At 71.3% G+C, this 18,404-nt stretch carries 19 protein-coding genes and 1 pseudogene; 11 read left to right on the forward strand and 9 right to left on the reverse strand.

Features of this window, described 5'->3' with window-relative positions; all coding sequences use genetic code 11:
* From ACV530_RS21555 to ACV530_RS21565, 3 genes and pseudogenes are all read left to right on the forward strand, one after another.
* Positions 1 to 130: pseudogene (locus ACV530_RS21555) on the forward strand (cysteine desulfurase); the annotation flags it as partial.
* A 14-nt stretch (positions 131 to 144) separates the two neighbouring features.
* Entirely contained in the window at positions 145 to 600 is a 456-nt protein-coding gene (gene sufU, locus ACV530_RS21560; RefSeq protein WP_494334216.1) for a Fe-S cluster assembly sulfur transfer protein SufU, read from the forward strand.
* Positions 597 to 947 carry a metal-sulfur cluster assembly factor gene (locus ACV530_RS21565; protein WP_494334217.1) on the forward strand — a complete coding sequence of 117 codons (351 nt, stop codon included), beginning with the start codon at positions 597 to 599 and terminating at the stop codon, positions 945 to 947. Before sufU ends, ACV530_RS21565 begins: the two co-directional genes overlap by 4 nt.
* Positions 948 to 997: 50 nt before the next feature.
* Here the strand turns inward: ACV530_RS21565 and ACV530_RS21570 are convergent, their stop codons facing one another.
* Entirely contained in the window at positions 998 to 1,657 is a 660-nt protein-coding gene (locus tag ACV530_RS21570; RefSeq protein ID WP_494334218.1) for a DUF6445 family protein, read from the reverse strand.
* An 82-nt stretch (positions 1,658 to 1,739) separates the two neighbouring features.
* Between ACV530_RS21570 and ACV530_RS21575 the strand changes: the two genes are divergently transcribed.
* Positions 1,740 to 2,672, forward strand: a complete 933-nt coding sequence (locus ACV530_RS21575; RefSeq protein ID WP_494334219.1) for a serine/threonine dehydratase — start codon at positions 1,740 to 1,742, stop codon at positions 2,670 to 2,672.
* A gap of 107 nt (positions 2,673 to 2,779) precedes the next feature.
* Positions 2,780 to 4,030: a serine hydrolase domain-containing protein gene (locus ACV530_RS21580; RefSeq protein WP_494334220.1), complete on the forward strand. Its 1,251-nt coding sequence runs from the start codon at positions 2,780 to 2,782 to the stop codon at positions 4,028 to 4,030.
* Here the strand turns inward: ACV530_RS21580 and ACV530_RS21585 are convergent.
* Positions 4,027 to 4,968 (reverse strand): NADP-dependent oxidoreductase, encoded by a 942-nt coding sequence (locus ACV530_RS21585; RefSeq protein WP_494334221.1) that lies wholly within the window; start codon positions 4,966 to 4,968, stop codon positions 4,027 to 4,029. The genes ACV530_RS21580 and ACV530_RS21585 overlap by 4 nt on opposite strands.
* A 71-nt stretch (positions 4,969 to 5,039) precedes the next feature.
* Here ACV530_RS21585 and ACV530_RS21590 point away from each other — a divergent pair, with 71 nt between their 5' ends.
* Positions 5,040 to 6,017 (forward strand): GlxA family transcriptional regulator, encoded by a 978-nt coding sequence (locus ACV530_RS21590; RefSeq protein WP_494334222.1) that lies wholly within the window; start codon positions 5,040 to 5,042, stop codon positions 6,015 to 6,017.
* Between the two features lie 6 nt (positions 6,018 to 6,023).
* Here the strand turns inward: ACV530_RS21590 and ACV530_RS21595 are convergent, their stop codons facing one another.
* The 4 genes from ACV530_RS21595 to ACV530_RS21610 all read right to left on the reverse strand — a co-directional run bounded on the left by ACV530_RS21595 (position 6,024) and on the right by ACV530_RS21610 (position 10,126).
* Positions 6,024 to 7,478: an FAD-dependent monooxygenase gene (locus tag ACV530_RS21595; protein WP_494334223.1), complete on the reverse strand. Its 1,455-nt coding sequence runs from the start codon at positions 7,476 to 7,478 to the stop codon at positions 6,024 to 6,026.
* 15 nt (positions 7,479 to 7,493) lie between these two features.
* Positions 7,494 to 8,165, reverse strand: a complete 672-nt coding sequence (locus ACV530_RS21600; RefSeq protein ID WP_494334224.1) for a VC0807 family protein — start codon at positions 8,163 to 8,165, stop codon at positions 7,494 to 7,496.
* Entirely contained in the window at positions 8,162 to 8,803 is a 642-nt protein-coding gene (locus tag ACV530_RS21605) for a TetR family transcriptional regulator (protein WP_494334225.1), read from the reverse strand. The genes ACV530_RS21600 and ACV530_RS21605 overlap by 4 nt, the downstream gene beginning before the upstream one ends.
* Before the next feature lie 78 nt (positions 8,804 to 8,881).
* Positions 8,882 to 10,126, reverse strand: coding sequence for a S8 family peptidase (locus ACV530_RS21610; protein WP_494334226.1), 1,245 nt, complete (start codon positions 10,124 to 10,126; stop codon positions 8,882 to 8,884).
* 116 nt (positions 10,127 to 10,242) lie between these two features.
* On the opposite strand from ACV530_RS21610, the gene dapD reads away from it, so the two are divergent.
* The 3 genes from dapD (at position 10,243) to ACV530_RS21625 (ending at position 12,271) form a co-directional block, all read left to right on the forward strand.
* Positions 10,243 to 11,235 (forward strand): 2,3,4,5-tetrahydropyridine-2,6-dicarboxylate N-succinyltransferase, encoded by a 993-nt coding sequence (gene dapD, locus ACV530_RS21615; protein WP_494334227.1) that lies wholly within the window; start codon positions 10,243 to 10,245, stop codon positions 11,233 to 11,235.
* Positions 11,236 to 11,492: 257 nt separating this feature from the next.
* The gene (locus ACV530_RS21620; protein ID WP_494334228.1) at positions 11,493 to 11,624 is read left to right on the forward strand and encodes a hypothetical protein; all 132 of its coding nucleotides are present in this window, start codon (positions 11,493 to 11,495) and stop codon (positions 11,622 to 11,624) included.
* A complete protein-coding gene (locus tag ACV530_RS21625) occupies positions 11,621 to 12,271 on the forward strand; it encodes a hypothetical protein (protein ID WP_494334229.1) in 651 nt (216 codons plus the stop codon). The genes ACV530_RS21620 and ACV530_RS21625 overlap by 4 nt, the downstream gene beginning before the upstream one ends.
* On the opposite strand, the gene dapA is transcribed toward ACV530_RS21625, so the two are convergent.
* The gene (gene dapA, locus ACV530_RS21630; RefSeq protein ID WP_494334230.1) at positions 12,260 to 13,165 is read right to left on the reverse strand and encodes a 4-hydroxy-tetrahydrodipicolinate synthase; all 906 of its coding nucleotides are present in this window, start codon (positions 13,163 to 13,165) and stop codon (positions 12,260 to 12,262) included. The two genes, ACV530_RS21625 and dapA, sit on opposite strands and share 12 nt — an antisense overlap.
* Before the next feature lie 77 nt (positions 13,166 to 13,242).
* Positions 13,243 to 15,066 carry a DUF8508 domain-containing protein gene (locus tag ACV530_RS21635; RefSeq protein ID WP_494334231.1) on the reverse strand — a complete coding sequence of 608 codons (1,824 nt, stop codon included), beginning with the start codon at positions 15,064 to 15,066 and terminating at the stop codon, positions 13,243 to 13,245.
* 234 nt (positions 15,067 to 15,300) lie between these two features.
* Between ACV530_RS21635 and ACV530_RS21640 the strand changes: the two genes are divergently transcribed.
* A complete protein-coding gene (locus tag ACV530_RS21640) occupies positions 15,301 to 16,803 on the forward strand; it encodes a hypothetical protein (protein ID WP_494334232.1) in 1,503 nt (500 codons plus the stop codon).
* Here the strand turns inward: ACV530_RS21640 and ACV530_RS21645 are convergent.
* Positions 16,781 to 17,773: an MsnO8 family LLM class oxidoreductase gene (locus ACV530_RS21645; protein ID WP_494334346.1), complete on the reverse strand. Its 993-nt coding sequence runs from the start codon at positions 17,771 to 17,773 to the stop codon at positions 16,781 to 16,783. The two genes, ACV530_RS21640 and ACV530_RS21645, sit on opposite strands and share 23 nt — an antisense overlap.
* 144 nt (positions 17,774 to 17,917) lie before the next feature.
* Here ACV530_RS21645 and ACV530_RS21650 point away from each other — a divergent pair, with 144 nt between their 5' ends.
* The gene (locus ACV530_RS21650; protein WP_494334233.1) at positions 17,918 to 18,394 is read left to right on the forward strand and encodes a hypothetical protein; all 477 of its coding nucleotides are present in this window, start codon (positions 17,918 to 17,920) and stop codon (positions 18,392 to 18,394) included.
* Positions 18,395 to 18,404 lie beyond the last annotated feature (10 nt).

Genomic DNA, 18,404 nt, shown 5'->3' on the forward strand with positions numbered 1-18,404 from the left:
CGCGCGGCCCGTGTGCCTGCGGTACGGAATTCCGGCGACCACGCGGGCGTCGTTCTATCTGTACTCCACGCCCGCCGAGGTCGACGCGCTGATAGCGGGCCTGGAGCACGTCCGGAACTTCTTCGGCTGACAGGACTGCACACCGTGAAGCTTGATTCGATGTACCAGGACGTCATCCTGGACCACTACAAGCACCCGCACGGGCGGGGCTTGCGGGACGGCGACGCCGAGGTGCACCACGTCAATCCGACGTGCGGCGACGAGATCACGCTGCGAGTGCGTCTGGACGGCGAGACGATCGAAGATGTCTCGTACGAGGGCCAGGGCTGCTCCATCAGCCAGGCCAGCGCCTCTGTGCTCAACGAGCTGCTGGTCGGCAAGGAGATCGAGGAAGCGCGCCGGATCCAGGAGACCTTCCTGGAGCTGATGCAGTCCAAGGGGCAGGTCGAGCCGGACGACGAGATGGAGGAGGTGCTGGAGGACGCGGTCGCGTTCGCCGGCGTCTCCAAGTACCCGGCCCGGGTGAAGTGCGCCCTGCTGAGCTGGATGGCGTGGAAGGACGCGACAGCACAGGTGCTGTCCGAGAGGAAGACCAAATGAGCGAGCACGTTGAGGAAGCTGTGACGGCGACGACGAAGCCGGCCACGGAGGAGGAGGTCCGCGAGGCCCTCTACGACGTGGTCGACCCCGAGCTGGGCATCGACGTCGTCAACCTCGGCCTGATCTACGGCGTTCACATCGACGACGCCAACATCGCCACCCTCGACATGACGCTGACGTCCGCGGCCTGCCCGCTGACCGACGTCATCGAGGACCAGGCGAAGTCGGCGACCGAGGGGATCGTCAACGAGCTCCGGATCAACTGGGTCTGGATGCCGCCGTGGGGCCCCGACAAGATCACCGACGAGGGCCGCGAGCAGCTGCGCGCCCTGGGCTTCAACGTCTGAGCCCCCTGTTGGCCTGACGCCGCGTTCAGCGCGGCGTCAGGCCACATCCATCAGGCCATCCAGAAGAACACCGCCGTCATCCGCTTCTCCTCCAGCGTCGTACCCCAGTAACCGGTGGCGCTGTGCATCATGTTGGCGGTGTAGAGCAGCAGCCGGTTGTACTTGTGCGGCACGCGGATGTCCTCGGTGAAGGAGTCCGGCGGGACGAAGCGCGTCCCCAGCGCGTCCACCAGGTTGTTGTGCGGCGCGATCACCATGTTCCCGCCCAGCAGGCCGCCGGGCAGGCTCTGCCGGTAGAAGGCGGTCCCGCAGTCCTTGGGCACGTCCGGGTTGAGATAGAGCACGGCCGCATAGCGGCACAGCGAGCGTGAATCCGTGTGAGGACGCGTTTCGCCCTCGCCCTCGCCGACCACCTGGACGCAGTTGTGGTTGAACGTACCGCTGCCGGCCGCCGACTCCACCCACAGCTTCCGGGCCCCGGTCGCCTTGCGCACCTGGCGCTCGACATGGGCGAGTTCGTCCGGCTCCAGCCCCGGCATGGTGCGCATCCCGGGCCACGGCTCCGGCTTGTGCGGATAACCCTCGACCCAGTCGTTACGGGCCAGGCAGCGCGCGCGGACGGCATCCGGGTCGGGCAGCGCGTCGTCGATGATCCAGTAGTCCCGGCCGCGGGTGGGCTTGCGGTAGGGGAGGACGGGGAGGGTCGGCATGCGGCAGACCCTATCCCCGTCAACTCCCAGGAAATTCACCTGATTTAGTAAACGCGACGCAAACCTCAAGGAGGGAATTTCCGTGCACCATCTCACGTACGGCGACATCGAAGCCGCTGCCGCACGCATCTCCGGTCACGTCCGTCCCGTCACCCTGGCCGCCCCGGCGGACCAACCCGGCGCGATGCGGCTGGCGTTGGAGTACTTCCAGCACACCGGCAGCTTCAAGGCGCGCGGTGCCTGGAACTTCCTGGCCGCGCACTGCGAGGCCGGCACCCTCCCCGACACCGGGGTCACCATCGCCTCCGGCGGCAACGCGGGCCTCGCCTGTGCGTGGGCGGCCCGGCGGCAGGGGATCACCGCCACGGTCTTCGTCCCCGAGACCGCCCCGCCGGTGAAGGTCTCCCGCCTGCGCCGGCTCGGCGCCGACGTGCGTCTCGTCGGCCGCGAGTACGCCGAAGCGCTCGCCGCCTGCGAGGAGTTCGCCGCCCGCAGCGGTGCGCTGGCCAGCCACGCCTACGACCATCCGCTGATCGCCGCCGGGGCGGGCACGCTGCTGGAGGAGATCCGGGCACAGGTACCGGACCTGGACACCGTGGTTGTCGCGGTCGGCGGCGGCGGACTCTTCGCCGGTGTCGCCACGGCCGCCCGCCACCACGGCATCCGCGTCGTCGCCGTCGAACCCGAGAACTCCCGCGCGCTGAACGCCGCCCTCGAGGCCGGGCGCGTCGTCGACGTCCCCGTCGAATCCGTCGCCGCCGACGCCCTCGGCGCCCGCCGGGCGACACCGCTCGCGCTCGCCGCGGCCCGCCACGAGGGCGTGCGCTCCGTGCTCGTACCGGACAGCGACATCGTCCGCGCCCGCCAGGACCTGTGGGACGACCGGCGCATCGTCGTCGAGCACGCGGGAGCGACGGCGTACGCGGCCATGGCCTCGCAGTACGTTCCGGCCGAGGGCGAGATGATCGCCGTCGTGCTGTGCGGCGCGAACACGGACCCCGCCGACCTGGTGTGAGCCCCGCCCATATTTGATCTTGGTCGGCCTATATTTGATCTTGGTCGCGCACCTGCGCGGCCAGGATCGCTTCATCACGCCATCGGGGATCAGGGGAACTTCGGCAGATGAGAATCGGACTCGCGCGTTCCATGGCCGCACTCGCGGCCACCGCCGTCATCGTGACCGGCGGCACGGCGGACGCCACCGCCGCGCCCGCACCGGTCGCACCGGACACCGCCGGTGTCCGCGCCGCGCTGCAGCGCATCGTCAACTCGGGCGCCCCGGGCGCGTTTGCCGTGATCCGCGATCACGGCAACCCCGAACTCGACCGGTCGCTGGCCGTCGGCAAGGCCGACCTCGACGGCACCCCCATGAGCGCCGGCTTGCGCTTCCGGGTGGGCAGCAACACCAAGATGTTCACCTCGGTCCTCGTGATGCGGCTCGTCGAGCAGGGCCGCATCGACCTGGACAAGCCGCTGCGCGACTACCTCCCCGAGGGCATGCTCCCGGAGAGCTGGGCCATCACCGGCCGCCAGGTGATGGAGCACCGCGCCGGTGTGTACGACCACACCAACGACCTCCTCGAGCAGCCCGGCGAGGAGACCACGGAGGCCTTCGAGAAGCGCATCCGCAACAACGTGTACGACCCCAAGGACCTCGTGGCCCTCTCGGTCAAGCACGGCCTGCAGTACACCCCGGGCACCAAGTACGCCTACTCGAACACCGACTTCGTGCTGATGGGCCTCGCCGTCGAGCACATCACCGGCCGCCCGTACGCCGACCTGCTCCGCGAGCAGATCCTCGAGCCGCTGGAGCTGAAGCACACCTCGTTCGTCGTGCCGCACAAGGAGATCGCCGGGCCGCACGCCACCGGCTACCTCACGAACGACGACCGCAGCAAGCCGCTGCTGGACTCCACCGAGCAGACCGCGTCCTGGATCTGGAGCGCCGGCGCCGTCATCTCCGATGCCGGGGACCTCGACCGCTTCCTCACTGCCCTGCTCGCCGGGAGCGACGGAGGACTGGTCTCCGACGAGTCGCTGAAGCAGATGACGAGCGTGATCCCGACGCCCACGGCGAAGGTGAGCTACGGGCTGGGCATCCGCGAAATCGCCCTGTCCTGCGGCAAGGTGCTCGGCCACGGCGGCATCGTCCAGGGCTACCAGACCCAGTCGTTCTCCACGCCGGACGGCACCCGCACGGTCGTCGTCTTCGCCAACGCGTCCAACAACGGCACGATCACGCAGGGCCTGACGAACACGCTCGAGCCCGCGTTCTGCGGCAAGGCGCCGATGGCGGCGAAGCAGCGGTCGCTCACCGGCACAGGCAACGGCGGTTACCGCTCCGTGCCGGTGGCGGACGACACCCGGCTCTAGCCAACCGTCAGCACGACCTTCCCCGTGACCCGGCCCGTGTCGCCGAGCGTGTGGCCCTCGGCGGCCCGGGCGAGCGGGAAGGTGGCCTCGACGACCGCCTTGAGCCTGCCCGTTGTCACCAGGTCGGCGATGGCCCGCATGCCGGCCTGGTCGGCCTCGACCAGCAGCGGGTAGGCCCGGGCCCCCAGGGCCGCGGCCTGCTCGGGGAGGTCCTCCGGGAAGTTGCGGATGGAGATGTTGACCAACTGGCCGCCGGGCTTGAGGACCTTGAGCGAGCGCACCGCCGTGTCGTCGCCGAGGGTGTCGAAGACGACGTCGACCGGGTCGATCCCGGTGAAGTCCCGGTTCCGGTAGTCGATCACCTCGTCCGCGCCGAGCTCGCGCAGCAGCGCGTGCTTGGGGGCGCTGGCCGTACCGATCACGTACGCGCCCCGCGCCTTGGCGATCTGCACCGCGAAGTGGCCCACGCCGCCCGCGGCGGCGTGGATCAGCACACGCTGGCCGGGCTGTACGTCCGCGGAGTCCACGAGGACCTGCCAGGCGGTCAGCGCGGCCAGCGGGATCGCACCCGCCTGGACGTGATCGACGTTCTCCGGCTTGCGGACCAGCGCCCGGGCCGGGGCGACGACGTACTCGGCGAACGCGCCGTGGCCGTACGGGTAGGGCAGCATGCCGAACACCTCGTCGCCGGGGCGGTGGATCGTCACGCCGAGCCCGACGGCCTCGACGACGCCGGAGACGTCCCAGCCGAGCACCTTCGGCAGGCTGCCGAGGAAGCCCGCGCCCTGCCGGTGCTTCCAGTCGGTCGGGTTCATGCCCGCCGCGCGGACACGGACGAGCACCTCGGAAGGGCCGGGCGCCGGACGCTCGATCTCCACCTCCCGCAGGACCTCCGGGCCGCCGTGGGTGTTCTGGCTGATCGCTTTCATCATGGTCATGAGAGCAGCATCCATCGGAACCGATCTGCGCTGACAGTGGCCCGAGGGCCATGATGTGCAAGGATCGGGCCATGCATCGTGTAGTGGTCCTGGCGCTGGACGGAGTCATCCCCTTCGAGCTGAGCCTGGCCTCCAGGCTGTTCGGGGCCGCCGCCGGCCCCGACGGCGAGCGCCTCTACGAGGTGATCACCTGCTCCGCCGACGGACGGCCCGTCCGCACCGCCGCCGACTTCTCGGTCACCGTCGAGCACGACGCGTCGGAGCTCGCCACGGCGGACACCGTCGTCATCCCCGCGACCGAGAACTTCGCCGGGATCCTCGACGAGGAGTCGATGCCGCGCCCGACGGCCCGGGCGCTGGCCCGTATCGGCCCCGAGACCCGGATCGTGGGCATCTGCCTGGCCACCTTCCCGCTGGCGGCACTCGGCCTGCTGGACGGCAAGGCCGCCGCCACCCACTGGTACCACGCCGAACGGTTCCGGCGGCTGTACCCCCGGGTCGAGCTCAGGTCCGACGTGCTGTTCGTGGATACGGGCCGCATCCTGACCTCGGCCGGTGCCGCGGCCGGCATTGACCTCCTCCTGCACCTGATCCGCCGGGACCACGGCAGCCGCGTCGCCAACCAGGTCGCCCGCCGCTGCGTCGTCCCCCCGCAGCGCGAGGGCGGCCAGGCGCAGTACGTGGAGCGCCCGGTGCCGCCGAGCTCGGACACCGGCACCTCCATGACCCGCGCCTGGGCACTGGACCGGCTGCACGAGCCGCTCCAGCTGTCCGACCTCGCGGAGCACGCGGGCATGAGCCGCCGCACCTTCACCCGCCGCTTCCGCGCCGAGGTGGGCATGAGCCCGGGGCAGTGGCTCACCCAGCAACGCGTCGACTTGGCACGCCAGTTGCTCGAGGGCAGCGATCTGCCGGTGAGCCGCATCGCCGAACGCGCCGGCTTCGGCACGGACGCCACGCTGCGGCAGCACCTGCACGCCGCGATCGGCGTCTCACCGGGCGCCTACCGGCGCACGTTCCGCGCGGTTACGGCTGAAATCCGTCGCTGAACGCGTTCAGCCGATCGGGCGCCCGAACCAGCGGGTGGCCGCTTCCCGCAGCCCTTCGCCGTCCGCCGGGCCGGCCCAGCACACGTGGCCGTCGGGGCGCAGGAGGACCGCGTCGGCGTCGAGCCCGTCGACGGGGGAGGCGGTGATGCGGTCGATGCGGTCGTGCCAGGGCTTGACCGCCTCGGCGAGGCCGTCGGCCGGGCCGCCGAAGCCGACGAAATCGACGAAGAGGCCGCGCCCGGCGCGCAGGGGGAAGGCCGACAGATGGGTGCCGGTGCGCGGATGGGTGCCCGGCATGTCGTAGCGGATGTCGAGGCCGGAGATCATGCCGGCCAGGAGACGGTTGGCGTCCGGGGTGGCGAGGACCTCGGTCATGATGCCGCGCAGGGCGACGACGTCCTCGTCGGGGATCAGCATGACGCCCTGGGCCCGGGTGTTCTGCAGGACGCGGGCGCCGACCGGGTGCCGCTCGGCGTGGTAGGTGTCCAGCAGGCCCTCGGGCGCCCAGCCGTGCACCGCCCCCGCGAGCTTCCAGCCGAGGTTGAAGGCGTCCTGCACACCGAGGTTGAGGCCCTGGCCGCCCGCCGGGAGATGGATGTGGGCGGCATCGCCGGCCAGCAGCACACGGCCGTTCACATACCGCTCGGCCTGGCGCGACGCGTCGGTGAAGCGGGACGCCCAGCGGATCTCGCGCAAGCTCAGCTTCGACCGGAGCGCGCGTACACGGGTGAGGGCGGTACGGACCTCGTCCCCGGTGACCGGGGCATTACGGTCGAGGCCCTGCTGCTCGGGTCCGCCGAACAGGATGCGGCAGACCCCGTCGCCGAGTGGCAGGACGAACGTCCCCAGCCCGTCCGTGTTGTCGAACGGCGGCAGTTCCCAGTCGGCGGGCAGCGGCGGGTCGGCGTCGATCACCACGTCGGCGACCACCATCGAGACGCGGCCGTCCCGGCCGGGGAACCCCACGCCGAGCTCCCGGCGCACCCGGCTGCGCCCGCCGTCCGCGCCGACGAGATACGCCGCGCGCAGGCGGTGCGGACCGTCCGGGCCGGTGACCGTCACGGTGACCCCGGTGGAGTCCTGCTCGAATCCGGTCAGTTCGTGCCCGCGAAGGACGGGGATCCTGTACGTGGCGAGATGATCCTCGAGGAACTCCTCGACTCTCGCCTGCGGAATGCCCACTTGATAGGGGAAGCGGGTCTCGAAGACCCCGTAGTGCAGCGGTATTCCGGCGAAGTGCCCGTCGGGGATCCGGGCCAGGGCCTGTTCGGCGATCGGCTCGAGCCAGCCGCGCAGATCGAGCACCTCGGCGGTGCGCGGCTGGAGGTTGAGCGCCCTGGACTGTCCGCTCCGCTCGGGCGACTTCTCCAGCACGACGGTGCGCACCCCGGCCAGGCCCAGCTCGTTGGCGAGCATCAGACCGGTGGGGCCCGCTCCCGCCACGATCACATCGAAGTTCACGTCCCTGTCCCCTTCTCAGGCCTTCATGCCGTGCCGGTCGAGGAAACGGCCGTGGAAGAACAGCAGCCCTCCCAGCACCACGAGCCACTGCAAGGTGCTCACCAGCGGCACCCAGCCGACCGGCAGCGTGAGCGCCAGCACCACGCGTATGCCTGCGTCGGCGGTGAAGACCGTCCCCCAAATCGCGGACAGCACCCGAGCATTACGGCGGAAACCGGGCTCACTCTCCCACCTGGCCTCCCACTTCTGCCACCCCTCCTCGCCGGCCTTGGCGAGGACGATCGGCCGTGCGGTGGACATGACGTACGGGCGCCGGTTCGGCAGCAGCGTGCCCAGGATCCACAACCCCACCAGGCCGAAGAACCAGCTGTCCCTGATGAGCAGCGCGCGGGGGCTGCCGGTCACCATCGACATCAGCGCGCCGACCACCATCAGGCACAGGACGAACACCGGCATGGCCTCCACCTTGCGGCGCTTCACCATGCCGTACACGATCCACGGCACCGTGAGCAGGCTGCCGATCAGCAGCGCCGGCAACTGGCCCACTCCTGCTGCCTGCAGGCCGTAGAAGCTGCCGAGCGGGAGGGCCAGTTCGAAGACGAGCTGCTGCAGGATGAATGTGCGCAGTGCGGCCTTCTTCTCCCGCTCGGTGCGCTCCTGTCGGCGGGGCGTCATCAACTCGGTCACTGTGTCCTCCGGGTGGCGTGGTCGAAGAGGTCGGCCAGTTCGCGGCCGCACGCCGCCGCGTCGATGGCCGGGTCGTGCACGGCTCGGGTCACCAGCGTGTCGATGGCCCCGCGGAGCGCGAGCACCATCACCTCGGCGTCGAACTCACGGAATGCCCCGGCCCGTTGGCCCTCGCGCATGCGCTCCGCCTGGAGGCTGACCATGCCCTCGATCGAAGCGGCGAAGTCCTGCCTCGTCCCTTCGCCGTCCCGGGTGTGGCCGAGTACCTCGATCAGGGCCAGAAGGTGCTTGGGGTGCTCCGCCACCAGCGCGAAGTTCGACTCGATGTAGGCCCGCAACCGGGCGGCGTAGGCGGACTGGGCCTCGATCCTCGACTGCATATAGGCACCGTTGACCCGCATGCACTCGGCGGCGACCTCCCGCATGAGGTCGTCCTTGCCGGAGAAGTGGTACGAGATCATCCCGGTGCTGCTCAGCCCGGCCTGCTTGGCGATCCTCGAGAACGTGGTCTTCGCATAGCCGACGTCGGCGATCACCTCGATCGCGGCCCCCACGATCTGCGCCCGCCGGGCCGCCTCGGTGAACGTCCGCCCCGATGCGCCTGCCTTCTGCTTGGCCGCATCATTTTTTGCTTCCATAAGCAAAACCGTACGGCGTAGTTGCTCAGCTGAGCAAGAGCTGGTTCGGTCAAGCAATGGCCAAGGGAGTGCCGAGACTCAGAGGCCGCCGGTGAAGAGCAGCAGGTTCGGCGTCGAGGGCTGCACGTTCGTCAGCACCCCTTGCGTGGCCTGGGAGTTGAGCCACTTTGCTACGGCGGCCGAGGTCGCCCCCGGATTCTGGGCCCGGTACAGAGCCGCCACGCCCGTCACATGCGGCGCGGCCTGCGAGGTGCCGCTCTTGGTCGCGGGGCCGCCGCCCGGTTTGGTGGAGATGATGTCCTGGCCGGGGGCGAGGATGCGGACACACGCCCCCCAGTCGCTGAACCCGGTCATCTTGTCCGTGATCTCCGTCGCCCCGACGACCACGGCCTGCTTCGCGCTGCCCGGGGAGTTCTGGCACGCGTCCGTCGGGGGCCGCCCCGGAAGGGCGTTGCCGGCCGAGACGACCGGGACCACGCCCCGGTCCGCGAGATCGTTGACGGCCGCGTTCGTCGAGTCCGAGACGGGACCGTTGAGCGAGGCGTTCAGGACGGCGGGCGCCACGAAGTTCTGGGCCACCCAGTCCAGGCCCGCGTCGAGCCGGGCCGTCGAGGTGCTGCCGGCGCAGTCCAGCACCCGGACGCTGACGAGCGTGACCTTGCGCGCGACGCCGTACGTGGCGCCGCCGACGATCCCCGCCACATGCGTGCCGTGCCCGGTGCCGGCCACACAGTCGCTGCCATTGCCGCCCGCGTCCACCAGGTCGACGCCCGGCCTCGCGCGGCCGCCGAACTCGCTGTTGCCGTAGTCGATGCCGGTGTCGACGATGAACGCGGTCACGCCCTCGCCCGTGCCCTTGACGTTGAACTGGCCGTCGAGGGGGAGCGTGCGCTGGTCGATGCGGTCCAGCCCCCAGGAGGCGGCCGGGGCTGCCGCCCGTCCGTTGGCCTGCGACACGTTGACCTGCGGCACATTGGCCTGCGGCACGCTGGACGCGCTGAAGACCGCGTCCTCCTCCACCGCCTCGACCTCCGGCGTACGGCGGACGGCGTCCAGCTGCTGGGGGGTGAGCGTCGCGGCGAAGCCGAGCAGCGCGTGCGTGTAGACGACATCCGGCGTGACGCCCAGCGTGCCGCTGAGCGTGCGCGGGCTCGACCCCTGGCGCATCCGCACGATGTAGTGACCCGGCACGGCCTTCCCCGACGTCTTGTGCAGCGGAGCGAGACGGCTCGGGACCGGATCGGAGGAGGAGTACGGGGCGGCCGCGGTGGCGGCGATCGCCATCAGCAACGCCGCGAACGCGCAGAGTCTCGGCAGTTTCATGCCCTCTGGATATGACGGCCGCGGCCGCCCCGCGACCGTGGCTGAGCCAACCGGCGGTGCGCCCCGGCCCGCCCTGAGTTCGCCTTGGACTGCCTGGTCCGGTTAGGTTTTCGGACATGACCGATGCTGTTGTCTCCCCCCGCCCCTCCGGTGCCGTTGCCGCCGGTCTCGCCACGATCGCCGCGGACGGCACCGTCCTCGACACCTGGTACCCGGCCCCCGAGCTGGCCGACGCGCCCGGCCCGGTCGGCACCGAGCGGCTGACCGCCGAGCGCGCCGCGGAACTGCTGGGCGAGGCCGCCGCCAAGGCGGTCGGCCCGGACGCGCTGCGCGGGGTCACGGTCGTCGCCGTCCGTACGGTCATCGCCTCGCTCGAGGACAAGCCGGCCGACGCGCACGACGCCTACCTGCGGCTGCACCTGCTCTCGCACCGCCTGGTCAAGCCGCACGGCCAGAACCTCGACGGCGTCTTCGGGCTGCTCGCCAACGTCGCCTGGACCTCGCTCGGCCCCGTCGCGGTCGACCAGCTGGAGACCGTGCGCCTGAACGCCCGGGCCCAGGGCCTGCACCTCCAGGTGACCAGCGTCGACAAGTTCCCGCGCATGACGGACTACGTCGCCCCGTCCGGCGTCCGCATCGGCAACGCCGACCGGATCCGCCTCGGCGCCTACCTCGGCTCCGGCACGACCGTCATGCACGAGGGCTTCGTCAACTTCAACGCCGGCACGCTCGGCACGTCGATGGTCGAGGGCCGCATCAGCGCGGGCGTCGTCGTCGGCGACGGCACGGACATCGGTGGCGGTGCCTCCACGATGGGCACGCTGTCGGGCGGCGGCAAGCAGATCATCTCGATCGGCGAGCGGTGCCTGCTGGGTGCGGAGTCCGGTATCGGCATCGCGCTCGGCGACGAGTGCGTCGTCGAGGCCGGGCTGTACGTGACCGCGGGTACGCGGGTCACGCTGCCGGACGGCGAGGTCGTCAAGGCCCTGAACCTGTCCGGTGCCAGCAACATCCTCTTCCGCCGCAACTCAACGACCGGTGCGGTCGAGGCCCGCCCGTACAAGGCGAACTGGGGCGGCCTGAACGAGGCGCTGCACGCCCACAACTGACCGTTGGGGGTGGCCCCCGAAACCGCGCTGCGCGCGGTTGTCCTCAAGCGCCGGACAGGCTGGATAGTGCTGGGCCGGGCGCGAAATTTAAGCCCGTCCGGCGATTGAGGGCGAGCGGCGGAGCCGCGACAAAGGGGGTCTGGGGCGGAGCCCCAGGAGACGGCGAGAGGGTGGGGCCGGGGCGACACCCCCTGGCGCGCCCATGACGCGCTGCGCCACCATGGGACCGTTCCGTCCACGGACAGCGGGAGGGCTCCATGAAGCTGGGCAAGCCGATCGCCATCGGGTTCGCGGAAGAGATCGCAGAGGCCGAGGAAACCGAGCAGCCCGCCGTGCCGGAGGCCGAGGCATCCGAAGAGCCCGTTCAGCCCGTCCCGGCCGGGCGATGAGGCTGCGGCTCTCCGAGGAACACCCGACGGAGCCGCCGACCGGCTACAAGATCGCCTACCCCGTGCTGTCCCACCACGGCACCCGGTCCGGCTTCACCGGCGTCTCCCTCGGCGGCGGCGCACCGTACGGCGTCGTGGACGACGCCCGGTGCGTCTACGGCCGCCGCCACCACGCCCCCGCCCGCCGCTGCGACTGCGGCTTCCACTGCCTGCACTCGCTCGACGAGGCCCTCGGCCTCACCTGCGCGGGGGCGCACCGCCGCGCCGTCGTGCTCGAAGTCGCCGTGCTCGGCGCGTACATCCGCTACGAGCGCGGCATGCGCTACGCCCGCCAGCGCGTGCGCTCCGTCCGCGTCGGGCTGTGCGCCTGCGGCCGGGAGGCCACGCGCTTCACGGACGCGGGCTGGGGCAGACCCGGCTGGCGGGTGGTGTCCGCCGACTGCGGCGGATGTGCGCTCGGCGTCACCGGCGTGACGTTCGCCGAGTTCGCCCGGCTGGCCGGCGGCCCGCTGACGATCACCGCCGAAAGACACGACGGCAACGGCCCGGCAGACCTGACCGTGCCCGAACTGATGGCGGAGGCCGCCCTGCTCCAGGCCCGACTCGACTGGTTCCAGGGCAAGTTGGAGAGGATCTCAGGAAGCTGAGGCCACCAGCTCACCGTACGCCGCGAGCAACGCCTCCGTACGCGCCCGGTCCGCCGCCCGCAGCGGCGGCCGGACGGCCCCGCCGGGCAGCCCCAGCGCGTTCAGCAGCGCCTTGGCCGTGACCGTACCGGGCAGCCCGCCCGCCATCATCGCCGCGATCAGCGGCAGCGCGCGCTGGTGATGCCGGGTCGCCTCCGCGTTCTCCCCGCGGTCGAACGCGTCGAGCACCGCGGCCAGTTGCGGCCCCGCCACATTGGCGACCGTGCTCACGAACCCCGCTCCGCCCACCGCCCGCAGCGGCAGGTTCAGCTCCTCGCAGCCGGAGTAGTAGGCGAGCCCCGTGGCCGCGATGACCCGCGAGCTGCCCAGCAGGTCGTACGCACAGTCCTTGACCCCGGCGATGCGCGGGTGCTCGGCGAGCCGCAGCATCGTGTCGGGCTCGATCCGGGTGCCGGTCCGGCCCGGGATGTCGTAGAGCATCACCGGGACCCCGACCCCGTTGGCCACAGCACGGAAATGCTCCGCGATGTCCTCCTGCGGCGGCTTGCTGTAGTACGGGGTCACCACGAGCACCCCGTCCGCGCCCGACTCCTCGGCCTGGCACGCCAGTTGGACCGTGTGCCGGGTGTCGGCGGAACCCACGCCCGCCGTGATGCGCGCCCGGCCCGCCACCGCTTCCACCACGGCCCGGATGAGCAGGCTCTTCTCGGCGTCGCTGGTGGTCGGCGACTCGCCGGTCGTCCCGCTGAGCACCAGCCCGTCGCAGCCGCCCGCTCCGACGAGGTGGTCGGCGAGGCGTTGCGCCCCGTCGAGGTCGAGGTCCCCGGCCGCGGTGAAGGGGGTGACCATGGCGCAGACAGCACGGCCGAAGGAGCTGGAGGGATTGGAGGTCATGCCCCCGATTCTGGGCCCCTTCGACCGTACAGGTCTATTTACTTGTTCTTCGCCGACCGCTAAGCATTGCTACATCGCTACGGCGTCCAGCGCAGCACCTGCGGGTCGTGGTCGCTCGCCTGGTCGGCGAACTCGGCGTTGATGTGCACGATGTCGTAGTCGGTGCGCTTGACGTGGCCGCTGGTCAGGATGTGGTCGAGCACCTGCGAGTTGCCCTGGTAGACGTAGCCGTAACGCTCCTTCCGCGGCAGGTGGTCCACCTGGTCGGTGAGCGCGCCGCCCGCGGTGAGGGTCTTCAGCGCGGGCGAGAACTGGTAGTCGTTGAGGTCGCCCGCGACGATCACGTTCGCGCTCTTGTCGGCGGCGAGCAGCTGCCGGACGAAGGTGTTGACGGCCTTCGCCTGCTCGCCGCGCTGGACCTCGGAGGTACGGGCCGGGGGCTGGACGATGCTGTCGAGAGGCTTGTCGCCGCCCTTGGAGTTGAAGTGGTTGGCGACGACGAAGACCTTGTTGCCCCGGAAGGTGAACTCGCCCGCCAGCGGCTTGCGGCTGTGCTTCCAGGCCGGGTTGGCCGGGTCGATACGGCCGGGGGAGACGGACAGCGCGGCCTTGCCGCCCTCGCGCACGGCCTTCACCGGGGTGGTCGCGTCACCGCCCGGCCTGTCGGTGAAGGAGACGCGCGCGGGGTTGTAGAGGAACGCGGTACGGATGTTGCCGCCCGGCTGGCCGCCGTCCTCGCCGTCGACGGGGCTGATCTGCCGCCACCGGTATGCGGGGCCGCCCGCCGCGGCGATGGCGGCTGTGAGCTTCTTCAGCGTCACGCCCGCGTCCACGGTGCCGTCGTTCACCGGCCCGTTGTCGTCCTGGATCTCCTCGACGGCGACGATGTCGGGCGAGGCGAGGTTGGTCACCAGCGCACTCGCCAGGCGGTCGAACTTCGCCTGCGGGTTCTTCGGGGAGAGGTTCTCCACGTTGTAGGTGGCGACGGCCAGTTCACCGCCGCGCTGCTTGCGCGTGGTCTCGCGCTTGAGGCCGTGGCTCTCGAGCCGGCCCAGCTCGGTGGCGCGCAGCGTGTAGCCGCCGTGGTTGTCGTAGTCCAGCGGCCCCGTCGTGGCGCCCGTCAGCCGGTCGCCGACGTCGGCCACCGGGAAGGGGTGCCGCGCGGCCGGCAGGAGCGAAGCGACCTTGATCCGGGCCGGGTTGGGGTCGGCGTACGAGCCGTAGAGCGTGCCGCCGCGCACGGTGCGGTTGTGGCGCGGGTCGGCGGTGACCCACAGCTCGTGGTACGAGTTGGTCGCGCCGACGACGGACGCGTTGCGGACGGAGACCCGCATGCCCTCCAGCGACTTGAACCGGTCGAGCGCGTAGCGCCCCGGCTTGAGCGGCAGCTTCTCGATCGAGCCGCCGTGCGCGTCGGGCGCGTACGCGGCCGGGACCGACGCCGCGTCCAGCACGACGGCCGCGGGCAGCGCGTTGCCGGACGACTGCACGCTCCACTGCGCCCCGGTGAGCTCGGTGACCGACTGCAGGCCCGCCTGCTCGCCGCCCGGGTAGTACTCGGTGACGGTGCCGGAGACGAGCACCGCGTCCCCGACGGCGACGGACGGGCTCGTCCGGCCGGTGTAGACGAAGAGCGCCTCGCTCGTGGCCGGGTTGTTGTCCGGGTGCGGGTCCTGGAACCAGAAGCCGCGGGCCGAGCCGGAGTCCCGTACGGCCGTCACGACGCCCGGCACCCCCTGCACCTGCTTCCCGGCGAGGGGGGAGACGCGGGAGGCGCCCTGGACGTCGTGGATGCGGATGCCCGCCGCGTTCGCGGAGGGGGCGGTGAGCAGGCCCGCCGCGAGCGCGGCGGATATCAGGGTGCCGAGGGTGGCGGCAGATCCGGGCGTGGGTCGTCGCACGGTTTCTCCGATGGTGGGGATGATGGAATGGAGTCAAGAAATCGTCAAGATCGATATCTACGCGCGTCAAGACCAGGCCTGTCAAGGGAAGTTGTCAAGATCTCGCAGGCATCCGCCCTTGTCGGGTACATGAACCGGGCGGCATGGGCCCAAATCCGTCTACGCTTGGCCCGGTGTGCGCCGCCGAGACCGGCCGCCGCCTCATACCGCCACACCGAGGAGATGACCCCCCTGATGTCCGGAGACCGCCCGACCATGCCGCCGGTACGGCTTCACTCCGACGCGGAGCTGGCGCGGGACGCGCTCTCCGCGCCGCTGTTCGAACGCGCCGCACGGCTCGCCCGCTGGGCCGGTGAGGGCACCCCGGTCGGCGCGGGCGGCGAGCTCCTCGCCGAGCAGCTGCGCACCGCCGCCGGGATCCTCGGGCTCGAGGGCGACGAGGACGGCCCCGCGTACACCGCCGAGGCCTGGCAGCTCGCCCTGGACACCGGGCTCGTCGAGTTCACCGAGAACGCCGACGGTGCCGCCGCCGATGAGGCCGCCCCCTCCTCCGACGAGCCCTGCGGCACCGCCGTGGCCGGCGAGGAACTCGCCACGCTCACCTCCGGCGCCCCGCAGGACATCCTCGACCTGTGGCTCGGCGGCTTCGAGACCGTCCTGGCCGACGCCGCCGCACCCGACCTGGCCGACATCGTCGAGCAGCTCTCGGAGGGCGGGGAGCTCGACCTCGACTCCCTCGACTGGAACCCCGAGGAGGAGGCCGACTTCCTCGACGGCGTCCTCGGCAACCTCTACATGCTCACCGCACTCGACGAGGGCTCCCGCGAGCGGCCCGTACCGCTGCCCGCCCTCGCCGCGTCCATGATCGTCCCGGATGACATGGACGAGCCCACCGACGACATCCTCGAAGAGGTCTCCGACGCGATGATGCGCCTGGACGACCAGTTCCGGCTGCTCGCCCCCACGGGCATCGTGGACTACCAGCCCGTCGACGAGACGCTGATCGAAGAGGTCGACGGCGAGGGCCACATCCGCGAGTCCGTCGACGGCGTGCCCTCCGGCCTCCCCGAGGAGGAGGACGTCAGCCGCTACGGCATGGTCGCCCTCACCCCCCTCGGCATCTTCGCCGTACGCTCCCGCATGATCGAGGCCGGCGTCGACGCCCCGGTCGTCGGCGACCTGGCCGAGGCCGATGCCGCCGACCTCCTCGCCGCCCTCCCCGCCCACCCCGAGTCGGCCGCCCGCACCGAGGCCGAACTCTGGCTCGCCCGCCGCACCCCCGTGGACGCCGCCCGCGAACTCCTCGCCGCCGCCCGCGGCGACGACGAGGACGCCCCGCTGCGCCGCCTCGCCTGCCAGCAGGCCCTCACGCTGGCCGGCGCCGAGGCCGAGCCCGCGTTCCGCGAGGTCCTCGGCGACCGCTGGCTGGGCGGCCTCGCCCGCGTCTGGCTGGCCGAGCGCGGAGCGCAGGACGTCCCCGAGCCCGGCGAGGCCATGGTCTTCTGGCTCACCGTCGACACGATCGCCGCCCAGCTCATGATCGGCGGCGACTCGGACGAGCTGCGCCTGCTGGTGCAGGAGCTGGTCGGGCAGCACAGCGGCTTCTTCGACACGGCGTGGAAGGTGGACCACCCGGCCACGGCCGACGTCCTCGAGGCGATGGGCCGCCTCCACCCGGAGAAGAAGATCGCCAAGGAGGCCCGCAAGGCGGCCTTCAAGGCGCGATCGCGCCGCTGAGGCTCGCCAGTCTGCGGTAGGACTCCAACAGGGCGGCGCGGTCGTGGGTGTTGGTCGTCACCAGCACCTCGTCCGCGCCCGTCCGCCCGACGAGCGCACCGAGCTCCGCCGCCACTTCCGCCTCCGTACCGTGGATGTGCCCGGCCAACCCGGCCTCGTAGAAGCCCCGTTCCCGCTCCGTCATCGCCAGCGCCTCGATCTCCTCGGCGGGACGGAGCGGCGGGAACGACCCGTGCGTCCGCGAATGCGCGAGCGCCCACGCCTCGGGCACGAGCACCCGCCGCGCCTGCTCCGTCGTTTCGGCAACGGCGACGTTCCCCGCCACCACGACATACGGCCGCTCCCACCACACGGACGGCCGAAAGGTGGCCCGATACCGCTCGATGGCGGCGAGCGTCTTGTCCTTGCCCTTCAGCCCGCCGATCACCAGTGCCGCCCCGGCCTCCGCCGCCACCTGCGCCCCGGCGTCGTTGGCGAGCACGAACGCGGGCATCCGCAGCCCCTCGGCGGGCCGGGCGTGCACCTCATCCACTCCACCGGTGAACCACCGCGCCAGCTCGGCGAGTTGCTCCCCGAACCCCTCCATCGCATCCTTCTCGGTGCCGAGCGCCCGCCGGATGCCGTCGGTGAACCCGACCGACCGCCCCAGCCCCATGTCGACCCGCCCCGGGAACAGCGACTCCAGCACCCCGAACTGCTCCGCCACCACCAGCGTCCGGTGATTGGGCAACATCACCCCGCCCGTACCGACCCGGATCCGCTCCGTCCCCGCCGCAACCGCCGCCGCCAGCACGGTCGGCGCCGACCCCGCGACCCCGGGCACGCTGTGGTGCTCCGACACCCAGAACCGGTGATACCCGAGCTCCTCGGCCTGCCGCGCGAACCGCACGGTGTCGCGCAGCGCCTCGCCGGGGGAGTGGCCCTGGCGGGTGTGGGAACGATCGAGGATGGAGAGCCGGATCGGTGGCATCACTGAGGTCACACCTGTCTCAACGAGGCTGGGGCGCAAGGATTCCCGCGCGCCGGTGGCAGGGGGCACGAGTCGGGTACGGGTTTCCCCACGGGCCGAGCCCCCGGCCCGTGGGGAAACCCGTACCCGATTACGCTGCCTGGTGTGACCCCCTACTCCCTCGCGTTCTACGTCGACGTCGTGACGTCCGGAACCGCGCTCGGCGCAAAGACGACGGACACGCCCGAGCGGGTCACCGAGCTCTTGGGGCAGGACTTCGCCGAGAACGAGCTCGGCGAGTACAACTTGTCGCGCGACTACGGCGCGACGGAGTTCTTCTGGACACGGGAGTCCGCCGATCACCCGTGGACGGGCCACCACTTCACCCTGCGGGTGCACTCGCTCGCGGGGCGGGGAGGGGCGGTCGTCAACGCGGCGATCCGGGCCCGGTACGGGCGGTTCGACCGCAGACTGCGCTTCGACAAGCTGCGGCGACTACTCGAGAGACGGGGGCACGCCACTCTTGGAGGTAACGGATTCGCCGCACTACCGCACGTACTGGCAGCCGGAGTCGCTGGTGTCGGTCACGGTCATCGGCGCGAAGGAGGAGTACTTGACGCCGGGCAACCTGCGGGTCGGTGATGTGTACAGC

It is taken from the genome of Streptomyces sp. SX-6 (genome assembly GCF_059089585.1).

Excerpts from the sequence above, each read along its gene's own strand:
- ACV530_RS21640 (WP_494334232.1), top strand. The coding sequence starts at position 15,301 with ATGTCCGGAGACCGCCCGACCATGCCGCCGGTACGGCTTCACTCCGAC.
- ACV530_RS21610 (WP_494334226.1), bottom strand. The coding sequence starts at position 10,126 with ATGAAACTGCCGAGACTCTGCGCGTTCGCGGCGTTGCTGATGGCGATC.
- ACV530_RS21590 (WP_494334222.1), top strand. The coding sequence starts at position 5,040 with ATGCATCGTGTAGTGGTCCTGGCGCTGGACGGAGTCATCCCCTTCGAG.
- ACV530_RS21585 (WP_494334221.1), bottom strand. The coding sequence starts at position 4,968 with ATGACCATGATGAAAGCGATCAGCCAGAACACCCACGGCGGCCCGGAG.
- ACV530_RS21625 (WP_494334229.1), top strand. The coding sequence starts at position 11,621 with ATGAGGCTGCGGCTCTCCGAGGAACACCCGACGGAGCCGCCGACCGGC.
- dapD (WP_494334227.1), top strand. The coding sequence starts at position 10,243 with ATGACCGATGCTGTTGTCTCCCCCCGCCCCTCCGGTGCCGTTGCCGCC.
- ACV530_RS21620 (WP_494334228.1), top strand. The coding sequence starts at position 11,493 with ATGAAGCTGGGCAAGCCGATCGCCATCGGGTTCGCGGAAGAGATCGCA.
- dapA (WP_494334230.1), bottom strand. The coding sequence starts at position 13,165 with ATGACCTCCAATCCCTCCAGCTCCTTCGGCCGTGCTGTCTGCGCCATG.
- ACV530_RS21565 (WP_494334217.1), top strand. The coding sequence starts at position 597 with ATGAGCGAGCACGTTGAGGAAGCTGTGACGGCGACGACGAAGCCGGCC.
- ACV530_RS21570 (WP_494334218.1), bottom strand. The coding sequence starts at position 1,657 with ATGCCGACCCTCCCCGTCCTCCCCTACCGCAAGCCCACCCGCGGCCGG.
- ACV530_RS21645 (WP_494334346.1), bottom strand. The coding sequence starts at position 17,773 with ATGCCACCGATCCGGCTCTCCATCCTCGATCGTTCCCACACCCGCCAG.
- ACV530_RS21580 (WP_494334220.1), top strand. The coding sequence starts at position 2,780 with ATGAGAATCGGACTCGCGCGTTCCATGGCCGCACTCGCGGCCACCGCC.
- ACV530_RS21605 (WP_494334225.1), bottom strand. The coding sequence starts at position 8,803 with ATGGAAGCAAAAAATGATGCGGCCAAGCAGAAGGCAGGCGCATCGGGG.